This window comes from Dyella sp. CR10 (assembly GCF_055814425.1).
Window position 1 is genome coordinate 1,017,537 of the sequence record NZ_CP185986.1, and the last position, 25,002, is coordinate 1,042,538.

Annotated in this window: 21 protein-coding genes and 1 pseudogene; 16 read left to right on the plus strand and 6 right to left on the minus strand. The window is 65.5% G+C overall.

All coding sequences use genetic code 11. From position 1 onward, the window contains the following. Positions 1-130 precede the first annotated feature (130 nt). Together ACNR9O_RS04730 and ACNR9O_RS04735 are read left to right on the plus strand one after the other, a co-directional pair. Positions 131-1,054, plus strand: a complete 924-nt coding sequence (locus tag ACNR9O_RS04730) for a gliding motility protein GldB-related protein (protein ID WP_473682418.1) — start codon at positions 131-133, stop codon at positions 1,052-1,054. A gap of 124 nt (positions 1,055-1,178) precedes the next feature. After that, entirely contained in the window at positions 1,179-4,160 is a 2,982-nt protein-coding gene (locus ACNR9O_RS04735; protein ID WP_473682417.1) for a sensor histidine kinase, read from the plus strand. 33 nt (positions 4,161-4,193) lie between these two features. On the opposite strand, the gene ACNR9O_RS04740 is transcribed toward ACNR9O_RS04735, so the two are convergent. Both ACNR9O_RS04740 and ACNR9O_RS04745 read right to left on the minus strand, forming a co-directional pair. Next, a complete protein-coding gene (locus ACNR9O_RS04740; RefSeq protein ID WP_473700704.1) occupies positions 4,194-5,459 on the minus strand; it encodes an MFS transporter in 1,266 nt (421 codons plus the stop codon). A gap of 1,012 nt (positions 5,460-6,471) precedes the next feature. After that, positions 6,472-7,377, minus strand: coding sequence for an SDR family oxidoreductase (locus ACNR9O_RS04745; protein ID WP_473682415.1), 906 nt, complete (start codon positions 7,375-7,377; stop codon positions 6,472-6,474). A 104-nt stretch (positions 7,378-7,481) separates the two neighbouring features. Here ACNR9O_RS04745 and ACNR9O_RS04750 point away from each other — a divergent pair, with 104 nt between their 5' ends. The 6 genes from ACNR9O_RS04750 (at position 7,482) to ACNR9O_RS04775 (ending at position 12,908) form a co-directional block, all read left to right on the plus strand. Beyond that, the gene (locus ACNR9O_RS04750) at positions 7,482-8,324 is read left to right on the plus strand and encodes a helix-turn-helix transcriptional regulator (RefSeq protein WP_473682414.1); all 843 of its coding nucleotides are present in this window, start codon (positions 7,482-7,484) and stop codon (positions 8,322-8,324) included. Between the two features lie 167 nt (positions 8,325-8,491). Further along, complete coding sequence (locus ACNR9O_RS04755; RefSeq protein ID WP_473700705.1) at positions 8,492-8,992, plus strand: TetR/AcrR family transcriptional regulator; 501 nt, start codon at positions 8,492-8,494, stop codon at positions 8,990-8,992. A 16-nt stretch (positions 8,993-9,008) separates the two neighbouring features. Then, positions 9,009-10,415 (plus strand): nitrilase-related carbon-nitrogen hydrolase, encoded by a 1,407-nt coding sequence (locus ACNR9O_RS04760; protein WP_473682412.1) that lies wholly within the window; start codon positions 9,009-9,011, stop codon positions 10,413-10,415. A 119-nt stretch (positions 10,416-10,534) separates the two neighbouring features. Continuing rightward, positions 10,535-11,038, plus strand: a complete 504-nt coding sequence (locus ACNR9O_RS04765; RefSeq protein WP_473682411.1) for a YybH family protein — start codon at positions 10,535-10,537, stop codon at positions 11,036-11,038. 59 nt (positions 11,039-11,097) lie between these two features. Then, a complete protein-coding gene (locus ACNR9O_RS04770) occupies positions 11,098-12,186 on the plus strand; it encodes a sensor histidine kinase (protein WP_473682410.1) in 1,089 nt (362 codons plus the stop codon). Beyond that, the gene (locus ACNR9O_RS04775) at positions 12,183-12,908 is read left to right on the plus strand and encodes a LytR/AlgR family response regulator transcription factor (protein ID WP_473682409.1); all 726 of its coding nucleotides are present in this window, start codon (positions 12,183-12,185) and stop codon (positions 12,906-12,908) included. Before ACNR9O_RS04770 ends, ACNR9O_RS04775 begins: the two co-directional genes overlap by 4 nt. Before the next feature lie 5 nt (positions 12,909-12,913). On the opposite strand, the pseudogene ACNR9O_RS04780 reads toward ACNR9O_RS04775, so the two are convergent. Further along, positions 12,914-14,071: pseudogene (locus ACNR9O_RS04780) on the minus strand (serine hydrolase domain-containing protein). A 236-nt stretch (positions 14,072-14,307) separates the two neighbouring features. Here ACNR9O_RS04780 and ACNR9O_RS04785 point away from each other — a divergent pair. The 5 genes from ACNR9O_RS04785 to ACNR9O_RS04805 all read left to right on the plus strand — a co-directional run bounded on the left by ACNR9O_RS04785 (position 14,308) and on the right by ACNR9O_RS04805 (position 20,326). Continuing rightward, positions 14,308-15,033, plus strand: coding sequence for an ExbD/TolR family protein (locus ACNR9O_RS04785; protein ID WP_473682408.1), 726 nt, complete (start codon positions 14,308-14,310; stop codon positions 15,031-15,033). Between the two features lie 176 nt (positions 15,034-15,209). After that, positions 15,210-16,301: an aminotransferase class V-fold PLP-dependent enzyme gene (locus ACNR9O_RS04790; RefSeq protein WP_473682407.1), complete on the plus strand. Its 1,092-nt coding sequence runs from the start codon at positions 15,210-15,212 to the stop codon at positions 16,299-16,301. Positions 16,302-16,457: 156 nt separating this feature from the next. Next, positions 16,458-17,354 carry a lysozyme inhibitor LprI family protein gene (locus tag ACNR9O_RS04795; RefSeq protein WP_473682406.1) on the plus strand — a complete coding sequence of 299 codons (897 nt, stop codon included), beginning with the start codon at positions 16,458-16,460 and terminating at the stop codon, positions 17,352-17,354. A gap of 43 nt (positions 17,355-17,397) precedes the next feature. Beyond that, positions 17,398-18,741 carry an XVIPCD domain-containing protein gene (locus tag ACNR9O_RS04800; protein WP_473682405.1) on the plus strand — a complete coding sequence of 448 codons (1,344 nt, stop codon included), beginning with the start codon at positions 17,398-17,400 and terminating at the stop codon, positions 18,739-18,741. A gap of 277 nt (positions 18,742-19,018) precedes the next feature. Beyond that, positions 19,019-20,326: a serine hydrolase gene (locus tag ACNR9O_RS04805; protein ID WP_473682404.1), complete on the plus strand. Its 1,308-nt coding sequence runs from the start codon at positions 19,019-19,021 to the stop codon at positions 20,324-20,326. Between the two features lie 71 nt (positions 20,327-20,397). Here the strand turns inward: ACNR9O_RS04805 and ACNR9O_RS04810 are convergent, their stop codons facing one another. Together ACNR9O_RS04810 and ACNR9O_RS04815 are read right to left on the minus strand one after the other, a co-directional pair. After that, a complete protein-coding gene (locus ACNR9O_RS04810) occupies positions 20,398-20,790 on the minus strand; it encodes a VOC family protein (RefSeq protein ID WP_473682403.1) in 393 nt (130 codons plus the stop codon). 113 nt (positions 20,791-20,903) lie between these two features. Next, entirely contained in the window at positions 20,904-21,824 is a 921-nt protein-coding gene (locus tag ACNR9O_RS04815) for an alpha/beta fold hydrolase (RefSeq protein WP_473682402.1), read from the minus strand. Positions 21,825-22,030: 206 nt separating this feature from the next. Between ACNR9O_RS04815 and ACNR9O_RS04820 the strand changes: the two genes are divergently transcribed. The 3 genes from ACNR9O_RS04820 to ACNR9O_RS04830 are packed head-to-tail and all read left to right on the plus strand — an operon-like array spanning position 22,031 to position 23,392. Then, complete coding sequence (locus ACNR9O_RS04820) at positions 22,031-22,504, plus strand: winged helix-turn-helix transcriptional regulator (RefSeq protein WP_473682401.1); 474 nt, start codon at positions 22,031-22,033, stop codon at positions 22,502-22,504. Positions 22,505-22,521: 17 nt separating this feature from the next. Then, positions 22,522-22,845, plus strand: coding sequence for a hypothetical protein (locus tag ACNR9O_RS04825; RefSeq protein WP_473682400.1), 324 nt, complete (start codon positions 22,522-22,524; stop codon positions 22,843-22,845). A 49-nt stretch (positions 22,846-22,894) separates the two neighbouring features. After that, on the plus strand, positions 22,895-23,392 hold the full coding sequence (locus ACNR9O_RS04830; RefSeq protein ID WP_473682399.1) for an SMI1/KNR4 family protein: 498 nt from the start codon (positions 22,895-22,897) through the stop codon (positions 23,390-23,392). Positions 23,393-23,415: 23 nt separating this feature from the next. On the opposite strand, the gene ACNR9O_RS04835 is transcribed toward ACNR9O_RS04830, so the two are convergent. Then, positions 23,416-24,984: a GH39 family glycosyl hydrolase gene (locus ACNR9O_RS04835; RefSeq protein ID WP_473700743.1), complete on the minus strand. Its 1,569-nt coding sequence runs from the start codon at positions 24,982-24,984 to the stop codon at positions 23,416-23,418. Positions 24,985-25,002: the final 18 nt, after the last annotated feature.

Genomic DNA, 25,002 nt, shown 5'->3' on the forward strand with positions numbered 1-25,002 from the left:
CCCTTTTCTTTCGTCGGGCCTCGCGCCGGCGCCCCTCTCCCCGCCGCGGAGAGGGCAAGGTGAGTGGGCTCGCGCCGCCGCTGCTGCCGAAGGACCGGCCGCAGCACCCACACACCACAGGGGGCCCGCCATGACCAGATGGACTACTTCCATCGCCTTAGTCGTCGCACTTTTCGCCAACACCTGCGCTGCCCATGCAGCAGCAACGACACCGCCGATCGCCGTCGACGACGTCTACCGCTTCTACGAGCTCTATGACGCTGCCAGCGGCCATCCCACCGCCGAACAATTGCAGCATGACTATCTGGATGCCGGCTCCCCGGGACTTCACCACTTGGCCGGCATTCGCAAGGTCACCGGCGAATCCATCGCCAAGTCCTTGGTCGCGCAGCCAGCCGTCTACGCGGATGCCAAGCGCTGCATGGCGGTGCTGCCTGGCGTGCGCGAACGACTGGCCGCCGCGCTGGACCGTTTCCGGCAACTCTACCCATCGATGGAGCTGGCGTCATCGACCGTCGCCGTCGGCCGCGGCAAGCCGGTGGGCGTCACCGACAAGGAAGGCGTCATCATCGGCCTGGAAGCCCTGTGTGGCGTCAGCTACCTCGAGGCCAACCTGGAAGACCGCTTCGTCCATGTGATGGCCCACGAATATGCCCACGTGCAGCAAGCACGGAAGTCGCCTGAACTGTCCAGCTTGGACAAGCCCACGGTGCTGCAGCAATCCCTGCTCGAAGGCGCGGCGGAATTCGTCGGCGAACAGATATCCGGCAGTGTCGCGTATACGGGTTTGCCTGCGATGGCACGAGGTCGCGAGAAGGCGCTGGAAACGTCGTTCCTCGCCGACCAGGACAAGACCGATCTCTCGGCCTGGCTCTACAACGGCACGCTGACCAAGCCGGGCGATCTCGGCTACTGGGTGGGCTATCGCATCGTCAAGGCGTATTACCTGCGCGCGAAGGACAAGCCGCGCGCGCTGCGCGACATTCTGGAGATGAAGGACGCCAAGGCGTTCCTTGCCGCCAGCGGCTGGACGCCGGGGGTGTCGCTGCCGTAATGCCGCATCCGCGGGTGCGATGGTCCTCGGCCAAAGCAGCTATTGCGGCGCAGCATCCGCGCTGGCATGGTGTGGGGCCGGCGGCCTTGAGCGGCGCCGGTCGCTTCCCGAGGCACGACATTCCATGAATCACCTACGCCGGTGGGCTTCGCAGCTCGTCCGCCGCCCGTTCGCTTTACTCGCCGTACTGGCGTGGCTGGTGCTCGCATCCTTGCCTTTGCGCGCGCAGGACGTGAACGTCGTGCCGCGCATCGCCGCCAGCCCGCTCGATCGCCCCCTCGCCGAGCTGCATCACACCGCCTACGCCGAGCGGCAGGATGCGCCCGCCTCGTTCAACGGCGCGGCCCAGACTTCCGATGGTTTCCTGTGGTTCGGCAGTTCGCGCGGGGTAGTGCGCTTCGACGGTGTGCGTTTCGAAGACCTGCCGGGCCGCCTGCCGAACCTGCGCACCATGGCACTGTACGGTGACGAGCGCGGTGGCCTGTGGATCGGCTACAAGATGGGCGGCCTTACGTATGCGCGCCATGGCCGCCTGACCCACTATCAGGGCGGCAAGGACATTCCCGACGGTACCTTGTTCGCCATCCTGCCCGGTCCCGATGGCCGTCTGTGGATCGCCACGACAAAAGGGGTGGCGCGGCAAGCGGGCGACCGCTGGGAATCGGTCGGTCCGGCCATGGGCTACGACGGCACGCAGCCGGAAGGCATGCGCATGATCGACGGCACGCTGTGGATCATCGACGTGGCCGGTGCGTGGCTGCTCGATCGCGGCGCGACGCGCTTCCGGCGCATGGACCGCGAGGCCGCGATCGTGGCGATGTGGAGCCGGCAGGGCGACCCGCCGCGGCTTTACAACGCTTCGACCGACGGCGCCGCCATGGCCGATTCGTCCGGCGCACTGTGGCTGTCGGTGAGCGAGGGACTGGAGCGCCATCGCTGGGTTGCCGACGCCCAGGGCAGAAAGCGGCATATCACCGAACACTTCACTCACGCCGACGGCTTGTCCAGCGACGAAGTGATGGATTTCTTCGAGGACCGGGAGCACAACGTATGGGTGCTCACCGGCGGCGGACTCGACCAGTTCCGCGCGAGCAAGCTGCGGCCGGTAGCCTTTCCCGGCCACTTCAGCAGCCCGGCTCTGGTCGAAGGCGGTGACGGCAGCGTCTGGGTCGGCAATACCTGGATGCCGCCGTTCGTCCTCGGCGGCGAGTCGCCGGTTTCGAAGCCTGGCCTGCCCGATGCGGTGATCACGGCGATGCGCGACCGGCACGGCACGTTGTGGATGGGCGGGTATCGCGGCCTCGCTGCCTACCGCGACGGCGAGACGCAGGCCATCGCGCTGCCGTCCGCGCTGAAGGACATCGGCAACCGGTTTCAGGCGCTGGCGCTCGATGAGGAAGATGCGCTGTGGGTCAGTGCCTCCGGCTATGGTCTATATCGCTACGCGCATGGCCAGTGGTCGCGCAAGGACGGCAGCGACGGTTTTCCCGAAGGCCCGCCGCTGCGCATGCTCGACGACGGACAGGGGCGCTTGTGGCTGGCCTATCCGCATGATGTGCTGATCGTGCGTTCGGGTCAGGGTATCCGGCGTTACGACGCCGAAAACGGCTTGCAGGCGGGCGGCCTCACGGCGGTCCAGGTGCGCGGCGAGCACGTATGGATCGGCGGAGACAATGGCCTGTTCGCGCTGCGTGGCGATCGCTTCGTGCCCGTGCTCGGCGAGGGCGGCGAACATTTTCGCGGCATCAGCGGCATCGTGGAGACGGCGCAGGGCGATCTGTGGCTCAACGCGTTCGATGGCGCCTATCGCCTGAAGGGCAACGACCTGGCCATGGCGCTGCAAGATGAGACGTATCGCGTGCCGTTCCTGCGCTTGGGCGCCGACGACGGCCGCTTGGGCGTGCCTGCCTCGATCCGGCCGTTGCCGACGCTGCTGCAGGGCGCCGACGGGCGGCTCTGGTTCGCCACCAACAGCGCGGTGTCATGGCTCGATCCGGCGCACATCCTGGAAAACCGCCTGCCTCCCACCGTGTCGATCGACGCCGTGCATGCCGGGGACCGGCGCTATCCGACCGGCGCCGCGATCGAGTTGCCGCCGTTGACGCGCCGCCTGGAGCTGGATTACACCGCCGCCTCGATGACGCAACCGCAGCGCGTACGCTTCCGCTATCGCCTCGATGGCGTGGACGAGGATTGGCAGGATGCCGGCGACAGCCGTCGCGCTTCATACACCAACCTCTCGCCCGGCACCTATCGTTTTCGCGTGCAGGCATTCAACGAAGATGGCGTGCCCAGCCAGGATGATGCACATGTCGACTTCGTCATCGCGCCCGCCTGGCATCAGTCAGCGTGGTTCCGGCTGGTCTGCCTGGCGCTGTTCGCGGCGCTGATCTGGCTGGCTTTCCTGCTGCGTGCGCGCTACGTCCATGCGCGTACCTGGGCCGCCATCGAGGCGCGCCATGGTGAGCGCGAACGCATCGCACGCGAGCTGCACGACACCTTGCTGCAAGGCATCCAGGGCTTGCTGTTGCGCGTGCAGGCATGGGCCGCCGATGCATCGCTGTCCGCGACACGGCGCCAGGAGATGGAAACGGCGGCCGACCGCGCGCGCGACATTCTCGGCGAAGGCCGCGACCGCATCATGATCTTGCGGCACGGCGCGATCGTCCAAGGCAGCCTGGCCGACGCCCTGCGCGAAACCGGCGAGGAAGGCGCCGCCACTTACGGCGTGCCGTTCAGTTTGACCGAGCGAGGCAGGCCGCGTGAACTGGACGCCGACGTCGTCGCGCAGGCGGTCGAGATCGCGCGCGAGGCCATGCGCAACGCCTTCGTCCACGCCAGCGCCCGCCATGTCACCGTGACCATCGTGCACACCTGGCTGTGCCTGCGCGTGACGGTCAGCGACGATGGCCAGGGCATCGATCCGGCCCTGCTGCGCGCGGGTGGCCGCGACGGCCACTGGGGCATGGACGGCATGCGCGAACGCGCCTATTGCATCGGTGCGCGACTGCGCTGGCGTTCGCATGGCGGCAAGGGAACCGACGTGCGGTTGATCGTGCCGCGCTGGGCGCATCGGCCGCTGCATCGGAAGGGGCGCGATCGCTGACGCGTGGCGGCGAGACGCGGTCTCGCCGCCGCTTCATTCTTCCGGCCGCTGCCGCCAGGCCCACGCCTTCGCCAGGATCGGATGGGTCTCCGGCATCTGCACCAGCACCGGCAGCACGATGATCGCCACCAGCGCGATCATCGCGCCGGGCATGGCGTGCCACCCCGTCATGCGTACGAACAGCTCGGCGAGGAACGGCGTCAGCCCGCCGAACACCGCCGTCGCCATGGTCACGCCCAGCGCCAGTCCGCTCAGCCGGCCTTCGCCGGGAAACTGCTCGGCGGTGGCCGGCGCGCCGACCGCGCTCACGCCGCCGGCGAGGCAGGCCAGCACCATCGCGCCGGCGAGAATCTGCGTCAGGCTGCCGCGCGCCATCAGCGAGAACATCAGCAGCGGCAACAGCACCCCGGCCACCGCCAGGCCGATCAGCACGGGGCGGCGGCCGACGCGATCGGACAGTGCACCGGTCAGCGGCGTCACCAGGATCACCGCCACCGCGGCGACGGTCGACAGCCACAGCGAGCGGCTTTCGTCGAGTACGGCAGCCGAAGTGAGGAACGCCGGCACATAGGTGATGCCGACGTAGTAGGTGATCGAGCCCAGCGCCGAGATGGCGAACGTCCGCAGCAGGGCAGGGCGATGGTGCGCCAGCGTATGGCGGATCGGCGAGTCGGGCACGGTGTGCTGCTTCACCTGCCGCATGAAATCCGGCGATTCCTCCATCGCCGAACGCGCGATCCACACCGCGCCGGCCAGCGCCGCGCCGACGAAGAACGGAATGCGCCAGCCCCATGCATCCAGGTTGGCGACGCTCATGGCGCCGACCGTCGCAGCCGAGACACCCACCGCCAGCAGCGCACCGACTTCGCTCGCCGCGGAAGCGGAAGAGGTGATCAGTCCGCGCCGGTCTTCACGCGCGCCTTCCAGCAAATAGGCCACTACGCCGGTGTATTCCCCGCCTACCGAGAAGGCCATCAGGCAGCGCAACAGCAGGAGCAGGCCGCCAGCGGCCGGGCCGATCCGCTCGAAGGTCGGCAATAAGGCGGTGGCGAGCATGGCCACGGTCATCAGCGTCATCGACAGCAGCAACGTAGCGCGCCGCCCGATGCGATCGCCGATATGCCCGAAGACGACCGCGCCGAGCGGGCGCATGGCGTAGGAGATGGCGAAGCCGGCGAGCGTGGCCAGCAGCGAGGTTTCGCCGCCGCCGAAGAAGACGCGCGAGAGTACGGTGGCGAAGTAGAGGTACAGGGTGAAGTCGTACCACTCGACGACGGTGGAGAGGGCGGCGATGGTCATCGAGCCGCGGGAGATTTCCTGGGGTGGGCCTGGGGTGGGGGTCCGGGTCATGGCTGGATCGTAACCGCATGGGGCGTGTGTGTGCGGTTGATGGGGGTTTTTTTGTGGGGCTGTGGTTTCTGTGTTTTTTCGTTGGGGGGTATATGGGTTGTCGCGCTGTTGTTTGGGTTGTCGCGACCTGGCCGCTTATGCAGCGGGCATTCCGGACGACTGCCGTCGCCCGGGTCACTTTCTCTTTGCTGGCCCAAAGAGAAAGTAACCAAAGAGAAATGGCCTCAGAGCCAAGGCTCGTGGCTGGACTAAGCAGAGCAGTGGACGGTCATGGCAACGGATTAACCTGGGGCGACGCGAGGCCGCCGTGCGGTTTCGGAACGGTGGCTTCGAGGCATCCGTGGTGAAGAGGACACAGGGAGATAGATAAGGGACGTTTGCCTTGGCGTCTCGTCACGCCGCTGCATGACGCTCTCCGAGCCACGTTGCGGCGATACCGCACTTCTCCCTCTCCCCGCCGGGGAGAGGGCCGGGGTGAGGGGCCCTACGAAGCGCACCGCTTCGAGCACCTCAGTCGAAAGCACCAGCGACACCCTTACCTATCCGCGCAACGCACGAAGCAACCAGGCGCAGAAAATCGCCCAGCCCGACCTATCTCCCTGTGTCCTCTCCACTACGGATGCCTCGAAGTCCCCGTTCCGAAACCGCACGGTGGCCTCGCGTCGACTCAGGTTAATCCGTTGCCATGACCGCCCACTGCTCTGCTTAGTCCAGCCACGAGCCTTGGCTCTGAGGCCATTTCTCTTTGGTTACTTTCTCTTTGGGCCAGCAAAGAGAAAGTGACCCGGGCGGCGGCAGCCGTCCGGAATGCCCGCTGCATAAGCGGCCAGATCGCGACAACCCCACCAACAGAGCGACACACACAAACGCCCGCTACGCAAGCAGCCAGGTCGCGCCACCTCCACCAGCGCGCCAACACAACAACACCCAAGCCACCACCCCCAGCGCGACGCCCCCTAACTCACGCCGCCACCCGCGGAAAATAACCATCCCGATCCACATCCTCGATCAAACCCAGCCCCACAGGCTCCCACCCAAGCGACACCCGAGTCCTCACACTCGACGCCGGAAGATCGATCGCGAAGAAATGCCCAAGAAAACCAAAATGCTCCTGCGCCTCCTCGCGCGGCTTGGACACCACCGGCAAACCAAGCCGCCGCCCGATCACCTCCGCGATGCGCCGCGTCGCCACGCCTTCCTCCGCCACCGCGTGATAGCGCGAACCAGCGCTGCCGCGAGTCAGCGCCAGGGAGTAAACCTCCGCGGCATCCAGGCGATGCACCGCCGGCCAGCGATTCATGCCATCGCCGATGTATGCCGAAACCCCCTTCTCGCGCGCGATGCGAATCAGCCACGGCACGAAGCCATGATCGCCATCGCCATGCACCGACGGCGGCAGCCGCACGATCATCGAGCGCACGCCGCGCCGGGCCAGCGCGATGGCTAGCTCCTCCGTCGGCGCCCGCGGTGAAGCGGAGGAGCCTGGGCTGGCGACATCGTCTTCGCTGCCCACTCGGCCGGGCGACAACAGGCCGATACCGGAGGTGCAGATCAGCGGGCGGTCCGAGCCGGCCAGCGCCTCGCCCATGGCTTCGACCGCGCGGCGTTCGTCGGCCGCGTTCTCCGCGAAGCGCGAGAAATCGTGATTGAAGGCGGTGTGGATCACGCCATCGCAGGCCGCGGCGCCTGCCGCGAAACTTTCCGGCGCCTCCAGCGAACCCCGATGGACATCCACGCGGCGCGTGGCCAGCGCGGCCGCCGCCGCATCCGAACGGGCCAGGCCGAGCACCGTGTGCCCGGCGGCAAGCAATGTATCGACGACGGCGGAACCGACGAACCCTGTCGCACCAGTGACAAAGACACGCACAATGCATTCTCCAGGTTTTGGGGTACGCGCATCCTCCGCGCGCGCGCGACCCGGATGAAGTCGTGATGTCTTACCGGTATAGGAACTAACAGGATGAGCCTTGCATGAGCACGCCAGCCGCCACCGCCAATCTGCTCGGCGACTACCTGCGCGATCGCCGCGCCAGGCTTGATCCGGCCGCGCTGGGCTATCCGCTCGCACGCCGCCGCACGCCCGGTCTGCGCCGCGAAGAAGTGGCGCAACGCGCCAACGTCAGCGCCACCTGGTACACCTGGCTGGAACAGGGACGGGGCGGCGCGCCCTCGGACGAAGTGCTGGACCGCATCGCCCATGCGCTGCTGCTCAACGAGGTGGAGCGGGAGCACTTGTTCCTGCTCGCCCTGGGGCGTCCGCCGGAGATCCAGTACCAGGGGCGCGACAGCGTGACGCCGCGGCTGCAACGCGTGCTCGATGCGCTGGTGCTGAGCCCGGCCCTGGTACGCACCGCCACCTGGGACGTGGTCGCCTGGAATCGCGCGGCCGCCGCGGTATTCACCGACTACGGCACGCTCCCGCCGGCGGAGCGCAACATTCTCCGCCTCGTCTTCTGCGATCCGGGCGCGCGTGCGCGGCAGGCGGACTGGGCAAGCGTGGCGCGTTTCGTGGTGGCTTCGTTTCGCGCGGATGCGACGCGCGCCGGCGCGGCGCGCAGCGTGCAGGCCATGGTGAACGAGTTATGCGAGCGCAGCGCCGACTTCGCGGCGCTGTGGAAGGAGCACGATGTCCACGCCCACGGCGAAGGCACCAAGCATCTGCGTCATCCGGCGGCCGGCACCATCGCTGTCGAGTACTCATCCTTCGCCGTCGACGGCCGTCCCGACCTGGCCATGGTGGTCTACAACCCGCTCACGCCAGATGATGCCGGGCGGATCCGGCGGTTGATCGAGGCGTCGGCCGGCGGAGACTGACGCCGCCTCGCCTTCTGCGGCAACGAAAACGGCGCCCCTGCCGTTGGTCATCTTCCCGCGGGAAGAATCATGTATACACTGTATACATGGCAAGGCTGACTACCCCCGAAAAGATCCTTCGCGCCGCGCATCGGCTGATGGACCGCGAAGGCCCCGACGCCGTCACCATGCGCCGCGTCGCCGAGGCCGTTGGCATCACACCGATGGCGATCTATCGGCATTTCCCCAATCGCGAGGCGCTGCTCAAGCGCATATCCGACGACAGCTTCGCAGGCGTGGCGATGGATTGGGAGACGGCGTCGCGGCATGCGGACACCGTCAAAGGATTGATGAAGTCTTTTGAGCGCTATCTGGACTACGCGCTCGATCATCCGCACATGTTCGATCACGCATTTTCCGTGCGGCGCGACGATGCCCGCCGTTTTCCCGACGATTTCCACGCCCGCCGCTCGCCGACCTTGAACGTCGTCGCCGATCGACTGAGCGAAGGCATGCGCAAAGGCGTGCTGCGCGACATCGACCCCTGGGATGCCGCCATGACGATGTGGGCGCTCGCCCATGGTCTGATTTCGCTGTATCGCGCCGGGCGCTTCAGCTACGACGACAAGCAGTTCCGCGCCTTCTATCTTCACTCACTGGGAATCGCCTTCGATGGCATCAAACGTTGACTTCCGGCGCGCCGGTATGGTTTTCGCCGCCACGATCGTGTCCGCTGCGCTCGCCTATCTGGGCACGAGCCTGCACCCCCAACCCTGGCTGACCTGGCTGGCGCCGCTGCCGCTGGCGTGGATCGCGCCGCGCATTCAGGCCCGCTGGCTTGCGCTGGCGGCGTTTGCTGCCGGCGTGCTCGGGGCCTTGAGTCACTGGCATTACCTGCATGGCGTCATCGCCTTGCCGCTGGGCGTGATCGTGCCCGCCACGCTCGCACCCGGCATCATGCTGGCGCTGTGCCTCCTTCTGTTCCGGCGCCTGCTGCTGCGCGGCCGTCACGTCGCGGCGGTGCTGGCCGCACCGGCGCTGTGGGTGGCGATCGAGTATGTCCGTGCGCTGACGTCTCCGCATGGGACGTTCGACAACATGGCCTACACGCAGATGGACATGCTGCCGGTCCTCCAGCTCGCGTCCGTCACCGGCCTGTGGGGCATCAGCTTTCTGTTGATGCTGGTGCCGCTCGGATGGGCGGTGGCGCTGATGCGGGATACCGCGCTCCGTACGCGGATCGCGGTCAGCGCGATAGTGACCCTCGCGCTGGGCGCCACCCTCGTGTTCGGCATGGCGCGGCTGCGCGCGCCGGCTGTGGAGTCGCTGCGCATTGGCCTGGTTTCCTTGGAGAAGCCGATCCGTCCGGCGCTGGCGTCGCCGGAAGGGCAGGCGTTGCAGCAAGGCTACGTGGCCGCGATCGACCGTCTCGCCGCCGCCGGTGCGCGCGTAGTGGTCACGCCGGAAACCTCGTTCGCCACTGCCGATACGTCGGTACCGGCGTTTGCCGACGCTGCGCAACGCCACGGCCTGATCCTGGCCGCGGGTGTCGATGCCAAAGGCGCGGCGGACGGCGAACGCAATGCGCAGTGGGTCTTTCGTGCCGATCTCTCATCACCGGCCACCTACGCCAAGCATCACCTGATCCCCGGGTTTGAGGCGCAGTACACGCCAGGCACCAGCTACACCATGCTCGATGGCTCGCCGCGCATCGGTCTGGCGGTCTGCAAGGATATGGACTTCCACGACATCGGCCGCGCCTACGCCGAACGCCATGCCCAGCTGCTGCTGGTACCGGCCTGGGACTTCGGCGTCGACGGCTGGTTGCACGGCCGCATGGCCATCATGCGTGGCGTCGAAAGCGGCTTCGCTATCGCCCGTGCGGCGCGCAGCGGACGCCTCACGCTCAGCGACGACCGTGGCCGCGTGGTGGCCGAAGCGTCGAGCGAAGAGCACGACGCCGAAGTCGTGGGCGATCTTCCGCTGCATGCCTCCCGCACGCTCTATGCGCAGTGGGGCGACTGGTTCGTGTGGCTGGATCTGGCGCTGCTGGCATTCGTATTGGTGCTTGCGTGGATGCCCGCCAAGCGCGCCGGGACCACGCTGCCCTGAGCCGACGGACCGGTACCAGACCGACTCGCCGCCTCAGTCGAACGTATCGCCGCATTCCGCTGGCGGCTGGCCGGGTGTGTGGGCCTAATTCGGTCCACCTCAGCCGCCCCGGAGTCGCCGTGAAATCGATTGCCCTCGCGTTCTGCCTGTTCGCCGCCTTGACGGTACCCGTCCACGCCAAGGACGCGCCCGCCGCCGGCCAATCCGCTTCCCGCGCCCAGATCCAGCAGCTGGTCGAACAGTTCAAGCTCGCTATCAAAGCGCATGACGGCGAGAGCCTGCGCAAGCTGTTCCTGCCTGGCGGCTCGTGGCTGCAGGGGCTCGACGATGCCTCGTGGAACAAAATCAAGGACAAGAAGCCCGAAGCCAGGCAATTCATGCCTGGGGATTACCAGAAGTTCTCCCAGTTCGTGGCCGGCGCGACCAAACCCATCGAGGAGACCTTCGACAACGTGCGCATCGAGACCGATGGCACCATCGCCACGGTGTACTTCGACTATTCCTTCCTGGAGTCCGGCAAGCCGACCAACCACGGCGCCGAGACCTGGCAGCTGGTGCGCACGCCGGAGGGCTGGAAGATCAGCGCCATGCTGTATTCGGTCATCATGGATGACATGCGCTGAGCTTCGGGCTAGCGTGCGCCGGACCGGCAGCGGCCGGCGCACTTTCGGGTTTCACCGCCATGCACGTCTTGCCGACGCGACCGACGCTTCCTCCGTTCTGGCTGCCCCTGGTGGCGGGCCTGCCCATCACCCTGTGCATGGGCGTGATGGCCTTGCCGGAGCTGGGCCACGCCTATGCGGGCGCGTTTCGCGCCTTCTTCGCGGCGGCCTACCTGTTCTGGATCGTGCCGTTGAGCGCGTTGCAGCGGGTGTTGTGGCGCCGGCGCACGCCGGCGTACATCACGGCCGCCGTGCTGCTGGTGGCGACCTACATACCCTCGGTGATCAATAACGCCATCGCCGGCCACGCTGCCGTGCAGCTGGGACTGGCTCAACCCATGCCGCTGCGACGCCTTTTCGCCGGCCTGGATGGCTGCTGGCTGGCGCTGATCGCGTTCTGCGCGATCCATGCGCTGGTGCTGCACTACACCGAGCTGCAGCAAGCGCGCCTGCGCGAAGCCGAAGCCGCCCGCTTCGCCCGCGAGGCGCAGCTGCGCGCGCTGCAATACCAGCTGCAGCCGCATTTCCTGTTCAACACGCTCAACAGCATTTCATCGCTGGTCGCCGAAGGGCGAGGCACGGACGCCACGCGCATGCTCGCGCGCCTGGGCGACCTGCTGCGCGATTCGCTCGAGCGCAGAGACGCGCAGGAAGTGACGCTGGCCGAAGAGCTCTCCACCACCGAGCATTACCTCGACATCGAAAAGGCGCGCCTGGGCCGCCGCCTGCATGTGGAGATGCGCATCGGCCCGAGCGTGCTGCATGCGCTGGTGCCGCCGCTTCTGTTGCAACCACTGGTGGAGAACGCCATCCGTCACGGCATCGCGCCGCGCGTGGACGGCGGCACGCTGGCGATCCACATCGAACGCGACGGCGAACGCCTCGGCATCGTCCTGCGTAATGACGGCGTGCCAGCGCACGGTGATGGCCGGCACGGCCGCACCGGCGCCATCGGCCTGAACAATGTGCGTCAGCGCTTGGCGGTGCTCTATCCCGATGCGCACGACTTCCAGCTGGAGCTGGCGCAGGACGGCACCTGTCGCGTGGGCCTGTCGTTGCCGCTGCGTCTGGCGCAGCCGTTGCGCATGGCCGAGGCGCATAGCGCATGATGCGCGTGCTGGTGGTGGACGACGAGGGCTTGGCGCGCGGCGGCGTGCGTGCCCGCCTGGCCGCGCATGCGGACATGCAGCTGATCGGCGAGGCCGGCGACGGCGAGGAAGCGATTCGCCAGATCCAAGTCCTGCATCCCGACCTGGTCTTCATGGACGTACAGATGCCCGGCATCGACGGCTTGGAAGCGCTGCGCCGCTTCGCTCCGGCGCAACGTCCGCTGGCCATCCTGCTCACCGCCTACGATCATTTCGCGGTCGGTGCTTTCGAGGTGCAGGCGCTGGACTACCTGCTCAAGCCGATCGACGACGAGCGCTTCCGCGAGGCGCTGGACCGCGCCCGCGCGGCCTTCCGTCATCGCGCGACGGGCGCGGGCGCCAAGCCTTCGTATGCGCGCCGCTTCACGGTACGCACCGGTCAGCGCATCGCCGTGATCGATGCCGGCGAGATCGACTGGATCGAAGCTTGCGACGACTACGCCGGCCTGCATGTCGGCGTCAGCCTGCATCTCCTGCGCGAGCCGTTGCACCAGCTGGCGGGGCGTCTGGATCCGGCCTGCTTCGTGCGCATTCATCGCTCCGCCATCGTGCGGCTGGATCGCATCGCCGAGATGGAGCCGCTCGCCAATCGCGACTGCCTGCTGCGGCTGCGCGACGGCACGCCGTTGCGGGTGAGCCGCACCTATATCGATCAGTTGAACGCGGCGCTGGCTGCGGCCTGAGGTGGTCAGGGCGCCGGTTTGCCGGCGGATGCATGGACCGACACGGCGAGGGTTTTCAGGGCGGTTTCCGTGCCCTCGCAGGTGTCGTTGGCGAGCAGCGCGAAGCCTTCACCCTGGGTCGGGAACAGCACCACCTGGCTGGACATGCCGAAGCTGCCGCCGCCGTGCGCGAGCATCGGCTGGCCGTCCGCACGGGCAAGGTGCCACGGCATGGCGTCGCCTTCCTGTGCGTTGCCGGCCAGTGGCTGACGCATGCGCTGGACAACGGGATCGTTGCCGTCGAGTTGCCAGCGCACGTACTTCGCCATGTCTTCGGCGGTCGAGTACAACCCCCATGCGGCGCCGGCATTGCGCAGGTGATAGGGCATGGCGCGGCCCTGGCGATCGAAGCCGGTCAGCAGGCGCGCGCGTTGAGGCTCGTTCACGACGAATCCTGTGGCGCTCATACCCAGTGGCTTGAGCAGGCGCTGGCGCATCAAAGCCTCGAAGGGCAGCCCGTACACTTTCTCCAGCCCAAATCCGATCGTCAGGTAGCCAGCATTGGAGTACGCCTCCTTGGCGCCCGGCTCGTCGCGCAGGGTGACGCCGTGCAGCGCCGCGAGCAGCTTGCCGTGATCCATCCCCTTCTGCAGCGCGATCAGCTCATAGGGCAGGGTGGTGAAGTCTTTCTTGGCGAAGATGGCGTCCGAGTCCGGAATGTCGCGCGGCATGCCTGCGCGGTGCGTGATCAGCGTCGCCAGCCTGATCGGCTTGCCTTGCTATGCGAGATTGGCGAAATCGCCCGGCAGATAAGGCCGGAAATCCGCCTCCAGCCGCATCCTTCCATCCACCACGGCGCGCGCGGCCAGCGCGGCGGTGATTGTCTTGGTGACCGAGGCGATCTCATAGATGCTGCGCTGTGTCGGCGGCACGTGGCCATGCGGTTCGGTCGCACCGTAGTCGTAGAAGAACTGGCCCTCGGTCGTTACCGCCGCGACGGACAGGCCGACGTGGCATCGGTTGCGGAAATACTCGCCGGCGGCGATATCGATGGCGCGGTCCAGCGCGGTATGGCGCGGGTTGTCGGTGGCAACAGCGCTGCCTGGCGCGCCGGCAGCCTGCGACGCGGCGACGAGCAGCGCAGCGAAGCCGGCGCAAAGGGCGGCGCGATTCGGCGGCGACATGGCTTGCTCCGGGTGTTATTGCCAACGGGGAGTGGGCAAGGATCCATCCTCCGCTACCGCCCGGGGGCAAGCCTTGTGGCGAAGGTCATGGTGAGGGCGCGAAAATCGCGCGCACCCCATCTGCCGCCATGGCACCATGGGGCCGTAAGGCAAAGCTCGATGCCGCCATGGGCGGCCTGGATTGAATCTGCGGCTCACAGGGACCGTGTGTCGGGGGCGACATGAAAAGAACACGCATGGCATGGGTACTCATCCTGCTTCTTGTGGCGATCAGTCTCGCCGCGACGGTCATAGGCAGGGGAGGCAGTGAGGATGGCCACGCCGTGGAAACGCCGCGAAGGGAGCTTCTGCTCTGGTTCGGTAGCAAAGGCGAAGTCACTCTGGATGGCAAGCCGGTCGATCCAGACAACTGGAAAGAGCCATGGCGGGCGGCATTGGCGGTGGGCCGGCAACGGCAGGCACTCATCGGCGCGGATGATGATGTTCCCTATGCACGCTTGCACGAAGCCTATGCTGCTGCCCGGCAAAGCCGTGTGCGAGAGGCAGGCTATGCGCTCGACCGGCAGGGACGTGCCGTGGTCCTCACCGAACTCACACAGGCCGATGTCTCGACGCAGCCTGGCCCGCATGTGCTCGCCATCGAGGCCGACGGACGGCTTACCTGGGATGGCACGACTGTCGAGCAGCACGGATTGGGTCGATGGATGAAACAGCAGGTCATGCCGAAATTGGCGCAGGATCACTTCGTGGCGCTGGTCGAACTGAGGGTCGATCCACGTACGCCTTATGGCCGCGTCAAGCAATTGCTGAATGCCGTCGCGGAGGGCGGTCCGCCTCGCATCGCCAGCTATGAGGAGAGCGAAACTGTCGCGCGCAAACTTCTGCCCTTGCCACCGGTGCAGAAGGTACCGCCGCCCGGGAGCGGGTGTCCCTCGCCACCGCCGGGAATCACCTGCCAATAAGCGTTGCTGTTCACAGGAGCCCATCCGCATTCGCGGTGGTGGCGCGCATGAGGAAATCCGTTGTGTCAATTGTGCTTCCCGCACTGTTCTCTCGCGATCTGTTCGACCTGCCAGATGACTCGCTCTGGCTCTCCCACTGCAAGGATGGCCCCATCCCGCGCGCCTCGGCACAGCGCATGGCGGCGCTGCTCGACACGGAGTTGCGTCCTTGGTCGCTGCGCTGGAACGAAGACTTCCTCGACATCCAGGCTGCGCTGCGCCGGGCGGGCGCGACGTTCTTCGACGTGGAGGCGGACGACATCAGCCTGACCACCTGCACCACCACCGGGCTGGAGGCGGTGTCACTGGGGTATCCGTGGCAGGAGGGCGATGAGGTGCTCATCCCTGTCGGTGAGTTCCCCAGCAATCGCTTGCCGTGGCTGGCGCTGTCCCGGCGTGGCGTGCGTTGCACCGAGGTGTCGTTATGGCCGGGCCAGAGCAGTAACGCGTCCGCGCCGCCGCAAGCGGATATTGAGCCGGAGCAACGCCTGCTCGATGCCATCACGCCGAGTACGCGCATGATCGCCGCCTCATGGGTGCGCTACCAGGATGGCGTCCGCCTCGATCTGGCGAAGCTCGGGCGCGGCTGCCGCGAGCGTGGCGTGCATCTGGTGATCGATGGCATCCAGGGAACGGGCACCGTGATGCCTTCGTTCGAAGGCGTGAGCGCATTCGCCACCGGCGGGCACAAAGGGCTGCTTGGTCTCCAAGGGCAGGGTCTGCTGTGGACCGATACGGCTTTTCGCCAGCAGCTGATGCCCTTGGGCACCTGGCTCTCGGCACCGGATGCATTCTCGCAGACAGGCACGCAGGTCTTGGGCGGCGATCATTGGGCCGCCGATGGCCGGCGTCTGGAGGCGGGCAGTCCTTCCATCCTGTCCTGCGCCGTGCTGGCATCGTCGATTCAGATGCTGATCGATCATGGCGGCGCCAAGGCGATTCAACATCATGTGGGCGAGTTGCAGAAGGCGTTGCTGACACGACTTGCCTCGTCATCCGCATGGGCTGACGAAGCACGACGCCTGCAGGGTTTGCTGAGCGCGGGCAGACTGGGTTCGATTCTGTCCTTCGCCGTGCCGGGCGACTGGCATGAGACCTTGCTGCGCCGCGCGGAGGCCATGGGTATCGGTATCAGCATTCGCGAGGGCTACCTACGCGTGGCGTTCCACGGGTGGCACTCGGGGGAGGATGTGGAACGGTGCGGGGACTGGCTGCTGGCGGGGCGCTAGTTGTCGCGCATACACACCTCAAGCAGTGCTGGGTGGTGGCTCCCTCATGCCAACTGTTGGGTGCGGACTGATCTGACAGAATTCTGGCAATTGTCGGGCAGCATTAGCGGCCTGTAAGGTCACGTACTTCAGATGTCAGGGACATCGGAGTACGTCATGAAATATCTGGTTATGGCTGCATGTATGGGCGTTGTCATGCACGCTGCTGCAAGCGATGTCGGGCCTTCGTTATCTGATATCGGGGTTCGGTCTTCTTACATGGCCTGTTTGACGGCGCCGACCGATGCCGTTCCGGATTGGTACTCTTGCTCGGCTAGCGAGTATGCGTACCAAGACACGCGCTTGAATCGCGCCTACAAGGCGCTGATTACTAAATTGCCTAAAGGCGATAGAGCGGCGTTACGAATCAGCGAACGCCGTTGGATTGATGTGCGCGATCAATCCTGCGCTATCGACGGCAGCGATCTCGACGGCCGAAGCCTGAAATCCAATGACTGTGTCGTACAACTGACGGCCCGTCGAGCGTCTGATCTGGAGAAGGGGGCATATGGTGATATGCCGGCGCCATTCGCCTGGAGGCGGCAGATCGAGGCTTTCGCTGGAAGCGATCGCAAGGTGGTGGCTTATCAGGTGGGCTTCTTAGGGAAGGGGGCGGAGCTCGGCGCTCTACTGATTCTCGATAAAGCAACAGATCGATCGGTGATTCTGGCGGCGCTCACAGGTGGGGTGCTCAAGACCATTGCAGAGAACGACAAACTTGTACCTTGTGCCACCTGCGCGGGATTGCGAGGTGATCCCTTGGGCTTTGCCCGCATCGCCGCCGGGCGTTTCTTCGTTACGGCCGAAGGTGGCGGCGCTAATCGTTGGTCGAGCATCTATGTGTTCGCTTACGAGCCTGTGCACAGCGGGTGGTATCTCAGCGAGGTTCAGCGCAGCGTTTCGGATATCGACGATGGTCGGCTCAAGGTGCAGCGTCTGACTGCAAAGGATTTTGGGGCTATTCGATTCGAGACCTTCGATCCGGCGAAGCTCCCCGGCTTCAATTTGGAGTGAGTTCCGGGGGCAAAGTAAGAAGCTGGTCACTAAGGAGTAAGGCATGGCTACGGAACGCGAGGTCCAACTGCTACTGGCAGCACGGCATGCGGGCATGACATCGCCGGCGGAGTTGGCGAACTTCATGGCTCAGGTGGGCCAAGAATCGGCAAATCTGACTAGGCTGGAAGAGGGTTTCATATATACGAAGGGCATTCGGCAGATCACGGAAGATGCCAACGTGAAGTCGGCATTGCGTCAAGGGGCCGAAGCTTTGGAGGCCGCTCGGGTCGAGGCATTGAATGGTCGCCCGCAGGAGCTTGCAGAATTGATGTACGGCGGACGAATGGGGAATGACGAGCCAGGTGATGGTTACAAGTACCGAGGCCGTGGATATATCCAGCTGACCGGCAAGAATCAGTATCGCGCAGCGGGCGAGGCATTGAACTTGGACCTTGTCGGAGAGCCTGGCCTGGCTGCTAAGCCGGAGAACGCTAGCCGCATTGCGACGTGGTATTGGAACCAGAACGTTCATGCTAGGGCGCCGGAAGACGTCGCCCAGGCTACGTTGATCATCAACAACGGATTCAATGGCCTAAAAGAGCGACAAGCACGATTCGCTGCTTGGCAGTCTCAGCTCACGCCTGACGTGATGGAAGGTTTGGCCCAAGGTGAAATGAGGGTGCTCATCGAGGTCAGGGCCCAGGTTGTCGGTGGACACCTACTCCGCCAGGGAAGTCGCGGAGAGGAAGTAGAGCGTCTACAAGACCGGCTGGCAGCGCTGGGTTATACCGGACAGGATGGTCTCCCGTTGCAGGCCGATCAGCGCTTTGGCCCTTCCACGTTTGCAGCGGTGCAGGCATTCCAACAGGATCATGGCCTTGAACCGGATGGCGTTGTTGGCAAGGACACGCTGAAGGAACTGCAGGCCCAGCTCGAGTTTCGGCGGCAGGTAGATCTGACGATTTCCGAATCCGTGCTGACGAGGCTGGATGACTCCAGTCATCCGGCTTACGGCATGTATCTTCAAGCACGCGACCAGGTCTATCTGTTGGACCAGCAGCAGGGTCGCACGCCGGATGAGCGGAGCCACAACCTGGCCGCGGCGCTGACGGTGGAGGCAAGCAAGGAAGGTCTGCAACGTATCGACCAAGTTGTATTGAGCGATGATGCCAGTCGTGTATGGGCAGTGCAGCGTCCGCCGGGAATGCGAGATCACTTCTTCGATAGGCATGTGAGCGTGGATACGGCATGGGCAGTCGGTGCAACGATTGAACAGAGCAGCGCGACCTGGATCCGTAATCAGCACGAACAAACCAGCCATACGGAACCTGCGCAACAACAGGCGCAGGATCAGACTCAGCAGAGCCAGCAACCACCGCCCCCGGAGATATCGTTGCGGCGCTAGCGATGGAAGTGCATTCTCAAATCATTCATTTGGCGCGGTTGAGGTTACGCGTCGATAGCTATGAAGCTCTTTTGGAGGAAATCAAATTCACGCATGATCAGAACGAGGCGCGCGCAGTCTAGCTGTTCAGGAATCTGTGACTCACCACCCATGGCGTCCCACACTTGATTCACTAGGCTTGCCACTCATCGCCTCAGGACACGCCAGCATGTGCAGCTTAGGTATCGGTCTAGCCCTGAGCCTTATGGCTCAGGCCAGCTTCGCAGAGCAGCCGTCCTTGCTCCCTGCCAGGGTAGAGACGGCGATCAAGGCACGCCTCGACGCCAACCAGTATTCGGCGCTTACCGTCGTCGTGATCGACGGCGACAAAGCGGCGATCTATCCGTTCGGCAAGCTGGGCAACGGCAAGGCCCCTGCGGCCGATACGGTGTTCGAGGTTGGTTCGGCGACCAAGACCTTCACGGCCACGCTGCTGGCCGATCAGGTGCTGCAGGGCAAGCTGAAGCTTGATGCGCCGGTGGCTTCCCTGCTGCCGGGTTTCAGCATCCCGTCGCGCAACGGCAAGGTGATCACGCTGGAGAATCTCGCCACGCAGCATTCCGGCCTGCCGCGCGTGCCGACCAATGTCACGCTGTCGGATCTCAAGGATCCTTATGCCAGCTATGGCGCGCCCCAGTTGAAGCAGTTCCTCGCCGGTTATGCGCTGCAGAGCGATCCGGGCGCCAACTACGAATACTCGAACACCGGTTTCGGCTTGCTCGGCTATGCGCTCGGGCAGCAGGCCGGGCACGGCTATGGCGCCGCGCTCAAGGCGCGGGTGATCGATCCGCTGGGGATGCGCGACACCGTGCTTCTGCCGGAAAAGGTGCGCGCCGGCAAGCTGGCTGATGGACACGACATGCTGGGACGGCCGACACCGCACTGGCATTTCAATGTTCTGGCGCCGACCGGCAGCGTGTTGAGCAGTGCGCGGGACATGCAGCGCTATCTGCAGGCCAATATGGGGCGGCTGAAGACGTCGCTGTACCCGGCGATGCAGCTGGCCCAGACGCCGCGTGCCGAGCTTCCCAAGGGCGGCGCGCGCATCGGCCTGGCCTGGATGACCTCGCCGACCAAGGATGGCCCGATCGTCTGGCACGACGGCATGACCGGCGGCTTCGCCAGCTTCATCGGCTTCACGCAGGACAGCAAGCGGGGCGTGGTGGTGCTGGCAAGCCGCGCCGAATCGGTCGACGACATCGGCATGGCCGTCCTGGCGCCTTCGGCACCGCTGGCCCCGGCGCACGTGCAGGTGAAGCTGCCAGTCGAGACTCTGGACGATTATGTCGGCCGCTACGAGCTCGCGCCGCGCGCCATCATGACCATCTCGCGCCAGGGCGATCGGCTGTTCGTGCAGAACACGGGGCAGGATGCGCTCGAGCTTTCGGCCAGCGCCAAGGATGAATTTCACATCTGGAGCATCGGCGTCGGCATCAGCTTCCAGCGCGGCAAGGATGGCAAGGTGAGCGGCCTGGTGTTGCACCAGAACGGCGATCATCCGGCCCCACGGATGGCCGAAGCGGATGCGGCCAGGCCGGCGCAGTAGTCCGGCCGGAACCACACGCCGCGCCGCCGCGCCGCAGACGCCTGTTCGCGATGTGGCGAACGAAACGCGGGCTACGACACCCGATAGAACTGAAGCACATTGCCGCCGGGATCGCGCAGGTGAAACTCGCGCGTACCCCACGGCGTTTCCGCCGGGACCGACCACGGACCGGCACGGTCGGCATCCGCGTCGATCCGGCCGCTGCCGGCGAACTCCTCGTACAGCCGATCGACGTCCTCGACGAGGAAGCGGTAAGCGGGGCGATCCGTCGGATAGGCCCATTGCGTCGGATCGCCCCATTGAAGATGCAGCTCGACATGGTCACGGCGGATGCCGGCGTACTTCGGCGCTTCCGGCAGGTCCTGGAACAGCAGGTCGAAGCCCAGATCCTGATAGAAGCGCACCGAGTCCGTCACATCCCGCGCCATCAGCACAGGATGGACGCTTTGGAGAAAAGTCTTCATGCCTGCTCCTCGATGCTTCACCGGTCGTCCAGTGCGCGGATGCCCACGCCACCACGCTCGCCCGATATTGCCACCTTCCGGCCGAAGCCTCTTGAGGCAAGGCGCGTGCCCCTCTAGGTCCGCTGCAGGAAGCTGCTCACCCGATGTGCGATGGCGTCCGGCGCGTCCTCGAAGCTGTAATGGCCGACGCCTTCGAGCTCATGCACCGGCGCCAAGGGAAACAGCTCGGTGAACAGCGGCAGGAAGTGTCGCGCGTGCAAGGTGCGATCCGCCATGCCCCAGATCGCCATGGCTGGCACGGCCTGGATCGCGCGACGGGCGGCCTCGTCCGGTACCTCAAAGCGATGCATGCCCTGCGCGAAACCTTTCGCCCACCCGATGGCGCCCAGGCATTGCGAGGGTGTCGGGAAAGGTGAGCCGTAAGCGCGCAACCAGGTGTCGTCGATCAGCGCATGGTTCTGGAAGCCGTTGAGCTTGAGCGTGCTGAGGATGCCGTAGCCGAGTTCATCGAGCACCGGATCGAGGCGGCCTTCGGCGTCGGCACGGACAATCCATTGGAACCAGGGCGCTTCCTGTGCGTTAGCCGTCAGCCGTTCCAGCAGGCTGGCCTGTCCGAACGGCGTGGGGCCATTGACCGAGACGATGCGGTGGATGCGTTCCGGGCGTCGCGCGGCCAGGCCCATGCCCACGGGCCCGCCGAAGTCGTGCAGCACCAGCGTGATGCCGCGCAGGTTCAGCGCAAGCACGAAGTGTTCAAGATTGTCGATGTGATCCTGCAGCCAGTAGCTGCGCTCCGGTGGCGTGGCGCTTTTGCCGAAGCCCATGTGATCGGGCACGACGACGCGGTATGCAGGCCGCAACCTTGCGATGAGATGGCGGAACAGGTATCCCCACGTGGGTTCGCCGTGCAGGCAGAGCACCACGTCGCCGTCGCCGGGGCCTTCATCGACGTAGTGCATGGCAAAGCCGGGGGCGTCAGTGAAGCGGGGTGCGAACGGAAACGTGCCGTCGAACGTCTCGTCTGGGCGGATCATGGTCTCGTCTCGAAGTAGGGAGGGAAGCCTGGCGTGCGGGCGCAGCATGCCCTCACCCGGCGCGGGTGCCTGCGGTTGCGAAAACGGATGCGTGCCGCCACCGTCGAGCGGGTAGCGTCATAGGTTTCAAGTTGAAACCTGTTGCCTTTGTAGCAAGTCCGGTTTTATGTTGCAACCACTGTCGCCGTTGCGGACCGAACTCGACCATGGTCAAACGCGTTACCCAGGAAGACTCGCTGTGCGGTGTCGCCCGTCCGATGGACGCGATCGGCGACGGCTGGTCGCTGCTGATCGTGCGCGATGCGTTCGACGGCATGCGCCGTTTCGGCGAGTTTCAGAAGAGCCTGGGCCTGTCCAAGAACATCCTTGCCGCGCGCCTGCGCCATCTGGTGGCGCACGGCATCATGGAAGCGGTGCCGGCGGCCGATGGCGGGCCCTACCAGGAGTACGTGCTCACCGAGAAAGGTCAGGGCCTGTTCCCGGTGCTGGTGGCCCTGCGGCAATGGGGCGAGGACTTCTTCTTCATGCGCAAGGAGCCGCGGGTGAGCCTTGTGGACAAGGCGACCGGAAAACCTTTGCAGAAGATGCGGCCGCAGGCGCAGGACGGGCGCGAGGTGGCGCCCGGGGACACCGAGCTGCGCTGGCCTGGCCGGCGCGCCGCGGCGAAGACCACCGGATGAAGGGCGGGGGGAATGCCATGCTCGCGCAGTGGCTGGGACTTCACGACCGCCGTAGCGTCATCGTGTTCACGCTGGCCGGCGCTGGGGTGGCGATCTGCTTGGTATTGGCCGTGCAGCGCGATGGCCATGCGCGCGGACACCTGCTGTTTGCCGCAATGATGATGTCGTGGCTGGGAAGCATGACGATCGGACAGCGCTGGCGCTACTTGACGAAGACGCCGAGGCAGATCGTAGAGGACACTATGCGGCGTGGCGTGCGCAGGGGCTTCGCCGAACGGTTGCTGTCGCTGCTGACCATCGTGCTCGGGGCTCTGTCGATATATGCGCAGTACGTGGCGTAATTCGAATGGGGCATGCCGTGCCGAACTCGCTGAATAACCGAATGAGAAGATGAGAGAGCTCACTTACTCAAGGCATAGCCACTCGTCGGTCCGGTACGACGGCGCTACCGATCAAGCGATCGACGAGTTTTTCCGCGCGCGTGGCTTGGCATGCCCGACTGATTACGCGGACTTTCTGCGGCGATACAACGGTGGCTGTTTCAGCGAAGGCTTTCTTGCGCAGACGCCGCTGGGGCCATTGCTCGTGTCGTATTTCTCGACGCTTGCACCGAGTCCGCGCAGGTACATCCCCGCGATGATGGAACACCTGGAGGAGTACATCCCCGCGGGCTTCGTGCCGGTGGCCGACGATCCCGGCGGCAATCTGTATCTGCTCGACTGCGGACGTGACTCGGAGCACAACGGCAAGGTTTACTTCTGGGACCACGAGCGCGCGCTGCCCGCCGAGGATCCGGTCCTGGACAGCTTCGACAATCTCACACTGCTTTTCCCCTCGTTCACCGCATTCCTGGATGCGATGAAGGACAAGGATTCAAGCGTGTACTGAACGGCGAACGATGCGGCGAAGTGTCAGCTCGAGGGTTTTGCGGCGGGCGTCAGTTCGACAAGCACGATGTCGTTGTCGTGCATGGGCACCGACAGTTCAGCGTTGCCGGATGCGTCGACATGCAATTGGCTGGTGCGCGGCTGGTCCGCCGTCGCTTCGCGCAGCTGCGCCAGTTGCGCCTCGCTCAACGAAGCGGGCGAACCCATGCGCAGATACGCGGTGTACGCATCGTTGGCATCGAAACCGGTGCGGCGGATCGCGACGCGGTAATCGCCGGGGCGCAGCCCCTTGAGCGCGAAGCGGATGCCTGGTGCCGCCGCGGCCGGCTGCACGCGCGTGTAGAAGGAGCGGTTGCTCTGCGTCTGCTCGGGCTGGCGGAAACGCCACACCAGCGTCTTGAGCGTAGTGCCGTCCCAGGTCGCGATGCTTTCCGGGTCATCCATCGGCAGCGCACGTTCGCCGAGCTGGTGCAGGTACTTGTAGGCGAAGTAGGCGGGCTTGCGGATGCCCTGCGGATTGAGCAGCCCGAAGCCGCCCTGGAATGGCGCGCTGGGCGGGCCCGGTTCTTCGAACAAGTCGCTGAAGGTCCAGTAGCTCATGCCTTGCGCCACGCCATCGACTGCCTTGAGCTTGGCGAGGATGTAGGCCGCGCTGACATACGAGTCGTGTACCGCGTCGCGCGGCGTGTAACTGGTGCTCCATTCGGTGAAGTAGAGCGGCAGGCCGGGGTGCGCCGAGGCCTGGATCTGTTCCCGTACGTGGCGCACGTCCCCGACGATGGCGTCGGGCGAGGGCGAGAGCTTGGTGTCTTCCTTGCCTTGCTCGTCCAGGAAACCGCCGTCGACGCCGTAGGTGTGCGTGGCCACGAAGTCGACGGGCACCTTGGCGGCCGCGGCGTGCGCGATGAACTCCGGTACCCAGGCCGCGCCCGCCGTCGCCGGTCCGCCGACGCGCAACTGCGGGTCGACGCGCTTGAGCGCGCGGGCGGTGGCGTCGTAGAGCGCGAAGTAGGCCGCCTGATCTGCGCCTTCCCAGAAGCCGGCGAGGTTGGGTTCGTTCCACACCTCGAAATACCAGCGCCGGATTTCGTCGCGGCCGTAGCGTTGCTGCAGATGGCGCGCGAAGGCGTCGATCAGCGCGCTCCACTTCGCCGGATCCGGATGCGAAGTGTTGCCCTTCCAGTAGAAGATGCGCTGGTCCGACGTCTTCATCGCTTCTGGAGTAAAGCCGAGTTCGACGAAGGGGCGGATGCCCATGGCGAGCAGGTGGTCGTAGAGCGCGTCGATCCGGGTCCAGTCGTAAACCGGCTTGCCGTGGTCTTCGCGGTAGGTACCGAGCACGTCATGGAAGATCGCGTGGAAGCGGATATAGCGGAAGCCCAGTTCCTCGCGCACGGTCTTGAGCTGCGCGAGGCTGTCTTCGCGCTGCAGCGTGCCTGGGTAGTCCGAGCCGATGGAAAAGGTTTCGAAGCCGCTGCGCGCCTGGGTGGGGCGTGCGACATTGATGGTGATGTTGCGCGTCGGCGCTGCCGCCGCGTAGGTGCCGTTTGCCAGCAGCAATGCGCACGCCGCTGCGGCGAAGCGTTTGGTCAAGGTCATCACGATGCCTTG

Bases quoted from the DNA above. Each gene is read 5' to 3' on its own strand.
- ACNR9O_RS04730 (WP_473682418.1), top strand. From the start codon at position 131: ATGACCAGATGGACTACTTCCATCGCCTTAGTCGTCGCACTTTTCGCC.
- ACNR9O_RS04735 (WP_473682417.1), top strand. From the start codon at position 1,179: ATGAATCACCTACGCCGGTGGGCTTCGCAGCTCGTCCGCCGCCCGTTC.
- ACNR9O_RS04740 (WP_473700704.1), bottom strand. From the start codon at position 5,459: ATGACCATCGCCGCCCTCTCCACCGTCGTCGAGTGGTACGACTTCACC.
- ACNR9O_RS04750 (WP_473682414.1), top strand. From the start codon at position 7,482: ATGAGCACGCCAGCCGCCACCGCCAATCTGCTCGGCGACTACCTGCGC.
- ACNR9O_RS04755 (WP_473700705.1), top strand. From the start codon at position 8,492: ATGCGCCGCGTCGCCGAGGCCGTTGGCATCACACCGATGGCGATCTAT.
- ACNR9O_RS04760 (WP_473682412.1), top strand. From the start codon at position 9,009: ATGGTTTTCGCCGCCACGATCGTGTCCGCTGCGCTCGCCTATCTGGGC.
- ACNR9O_RS04770 (WP_473682410.1), top strand. From the start codon at position 11,098: ATGCACGTCTTGCCGACGCGACCGACGCTTCCTCCGTTCTGGCTGCCC.
- ACNR9O_RS04775 (WP_473682409.1), top strand. From the start codon at position 12,183: ATGATGCGCGTGCTGGTGGTGGACGACGAGGGCTTGGCGCGCGGCGGC.
- ACNR9O_RS04785 (WP_473682408.1), top strand. From the start codon at position 14,308: ATGGCATGGGTACTCATCCTGCTTCTTGTGGCGATCAGTCTCGCCGCG.
- ACNR9O_RS04790 (WP_473682407.1), top strand. From the start codon at position 15,210: ATGGCGGCGCTGCTCGACACGGAGTTGCGTCCTTGGTCGCTGCGCTGG.
- ACNR9O_RS04795 (WP_473682406.1), top strand. From the start codon at position 16,458: ATGAAATATCTGGTTATGGCTGCATGTATGGGCGTTGTCATGCACGCT.
- ACNR9O_RS04800 (WP_473682405.1), top strand. From the start codon at position 17,398: ATGGCTACGGAACGCGAGGTCCAACTGCTACTGGCAGCACGGCATGCG.
- ACNR9O_RS04810 (WP_473682403.1), bottom strand. From the start codon at position 20,790: ATGAAGACTTTTCTCCAAAGCGTCCATCCTGTGCTGATGGCGCGGGAT.
- ACNR9O_RS04815 (WP_473682402.1), bottom strand. From the start codon at position 21,824: ATGATCCGCCCAGACGAGACGTTCGACGGCACGTTTCCGTTCGCACCC.
- ACNR9O_RS04820 (WP_473682401.1), top strand. From the start codon at position 22,031: ATGGTCAAACGCGTTACCCAGGAAGACTCGCTGTGCGGTGTCGCCCGT.
- ACNR9O_RS04825 (WP_473682400.1), top strand. From the start codon at position 22,522: ATGCTCGCGCAGTGGCTGGGACTTCACGACCGCCGTAGCGTCATCGTG.
- ACNR9O_RS04830 (WP_473682399.1), top strand. From the start codon at position 22,895: ATGAGAGAGCTCACTTACTCAAGGCATAGCCACTCGTCGGTCCGGTAC.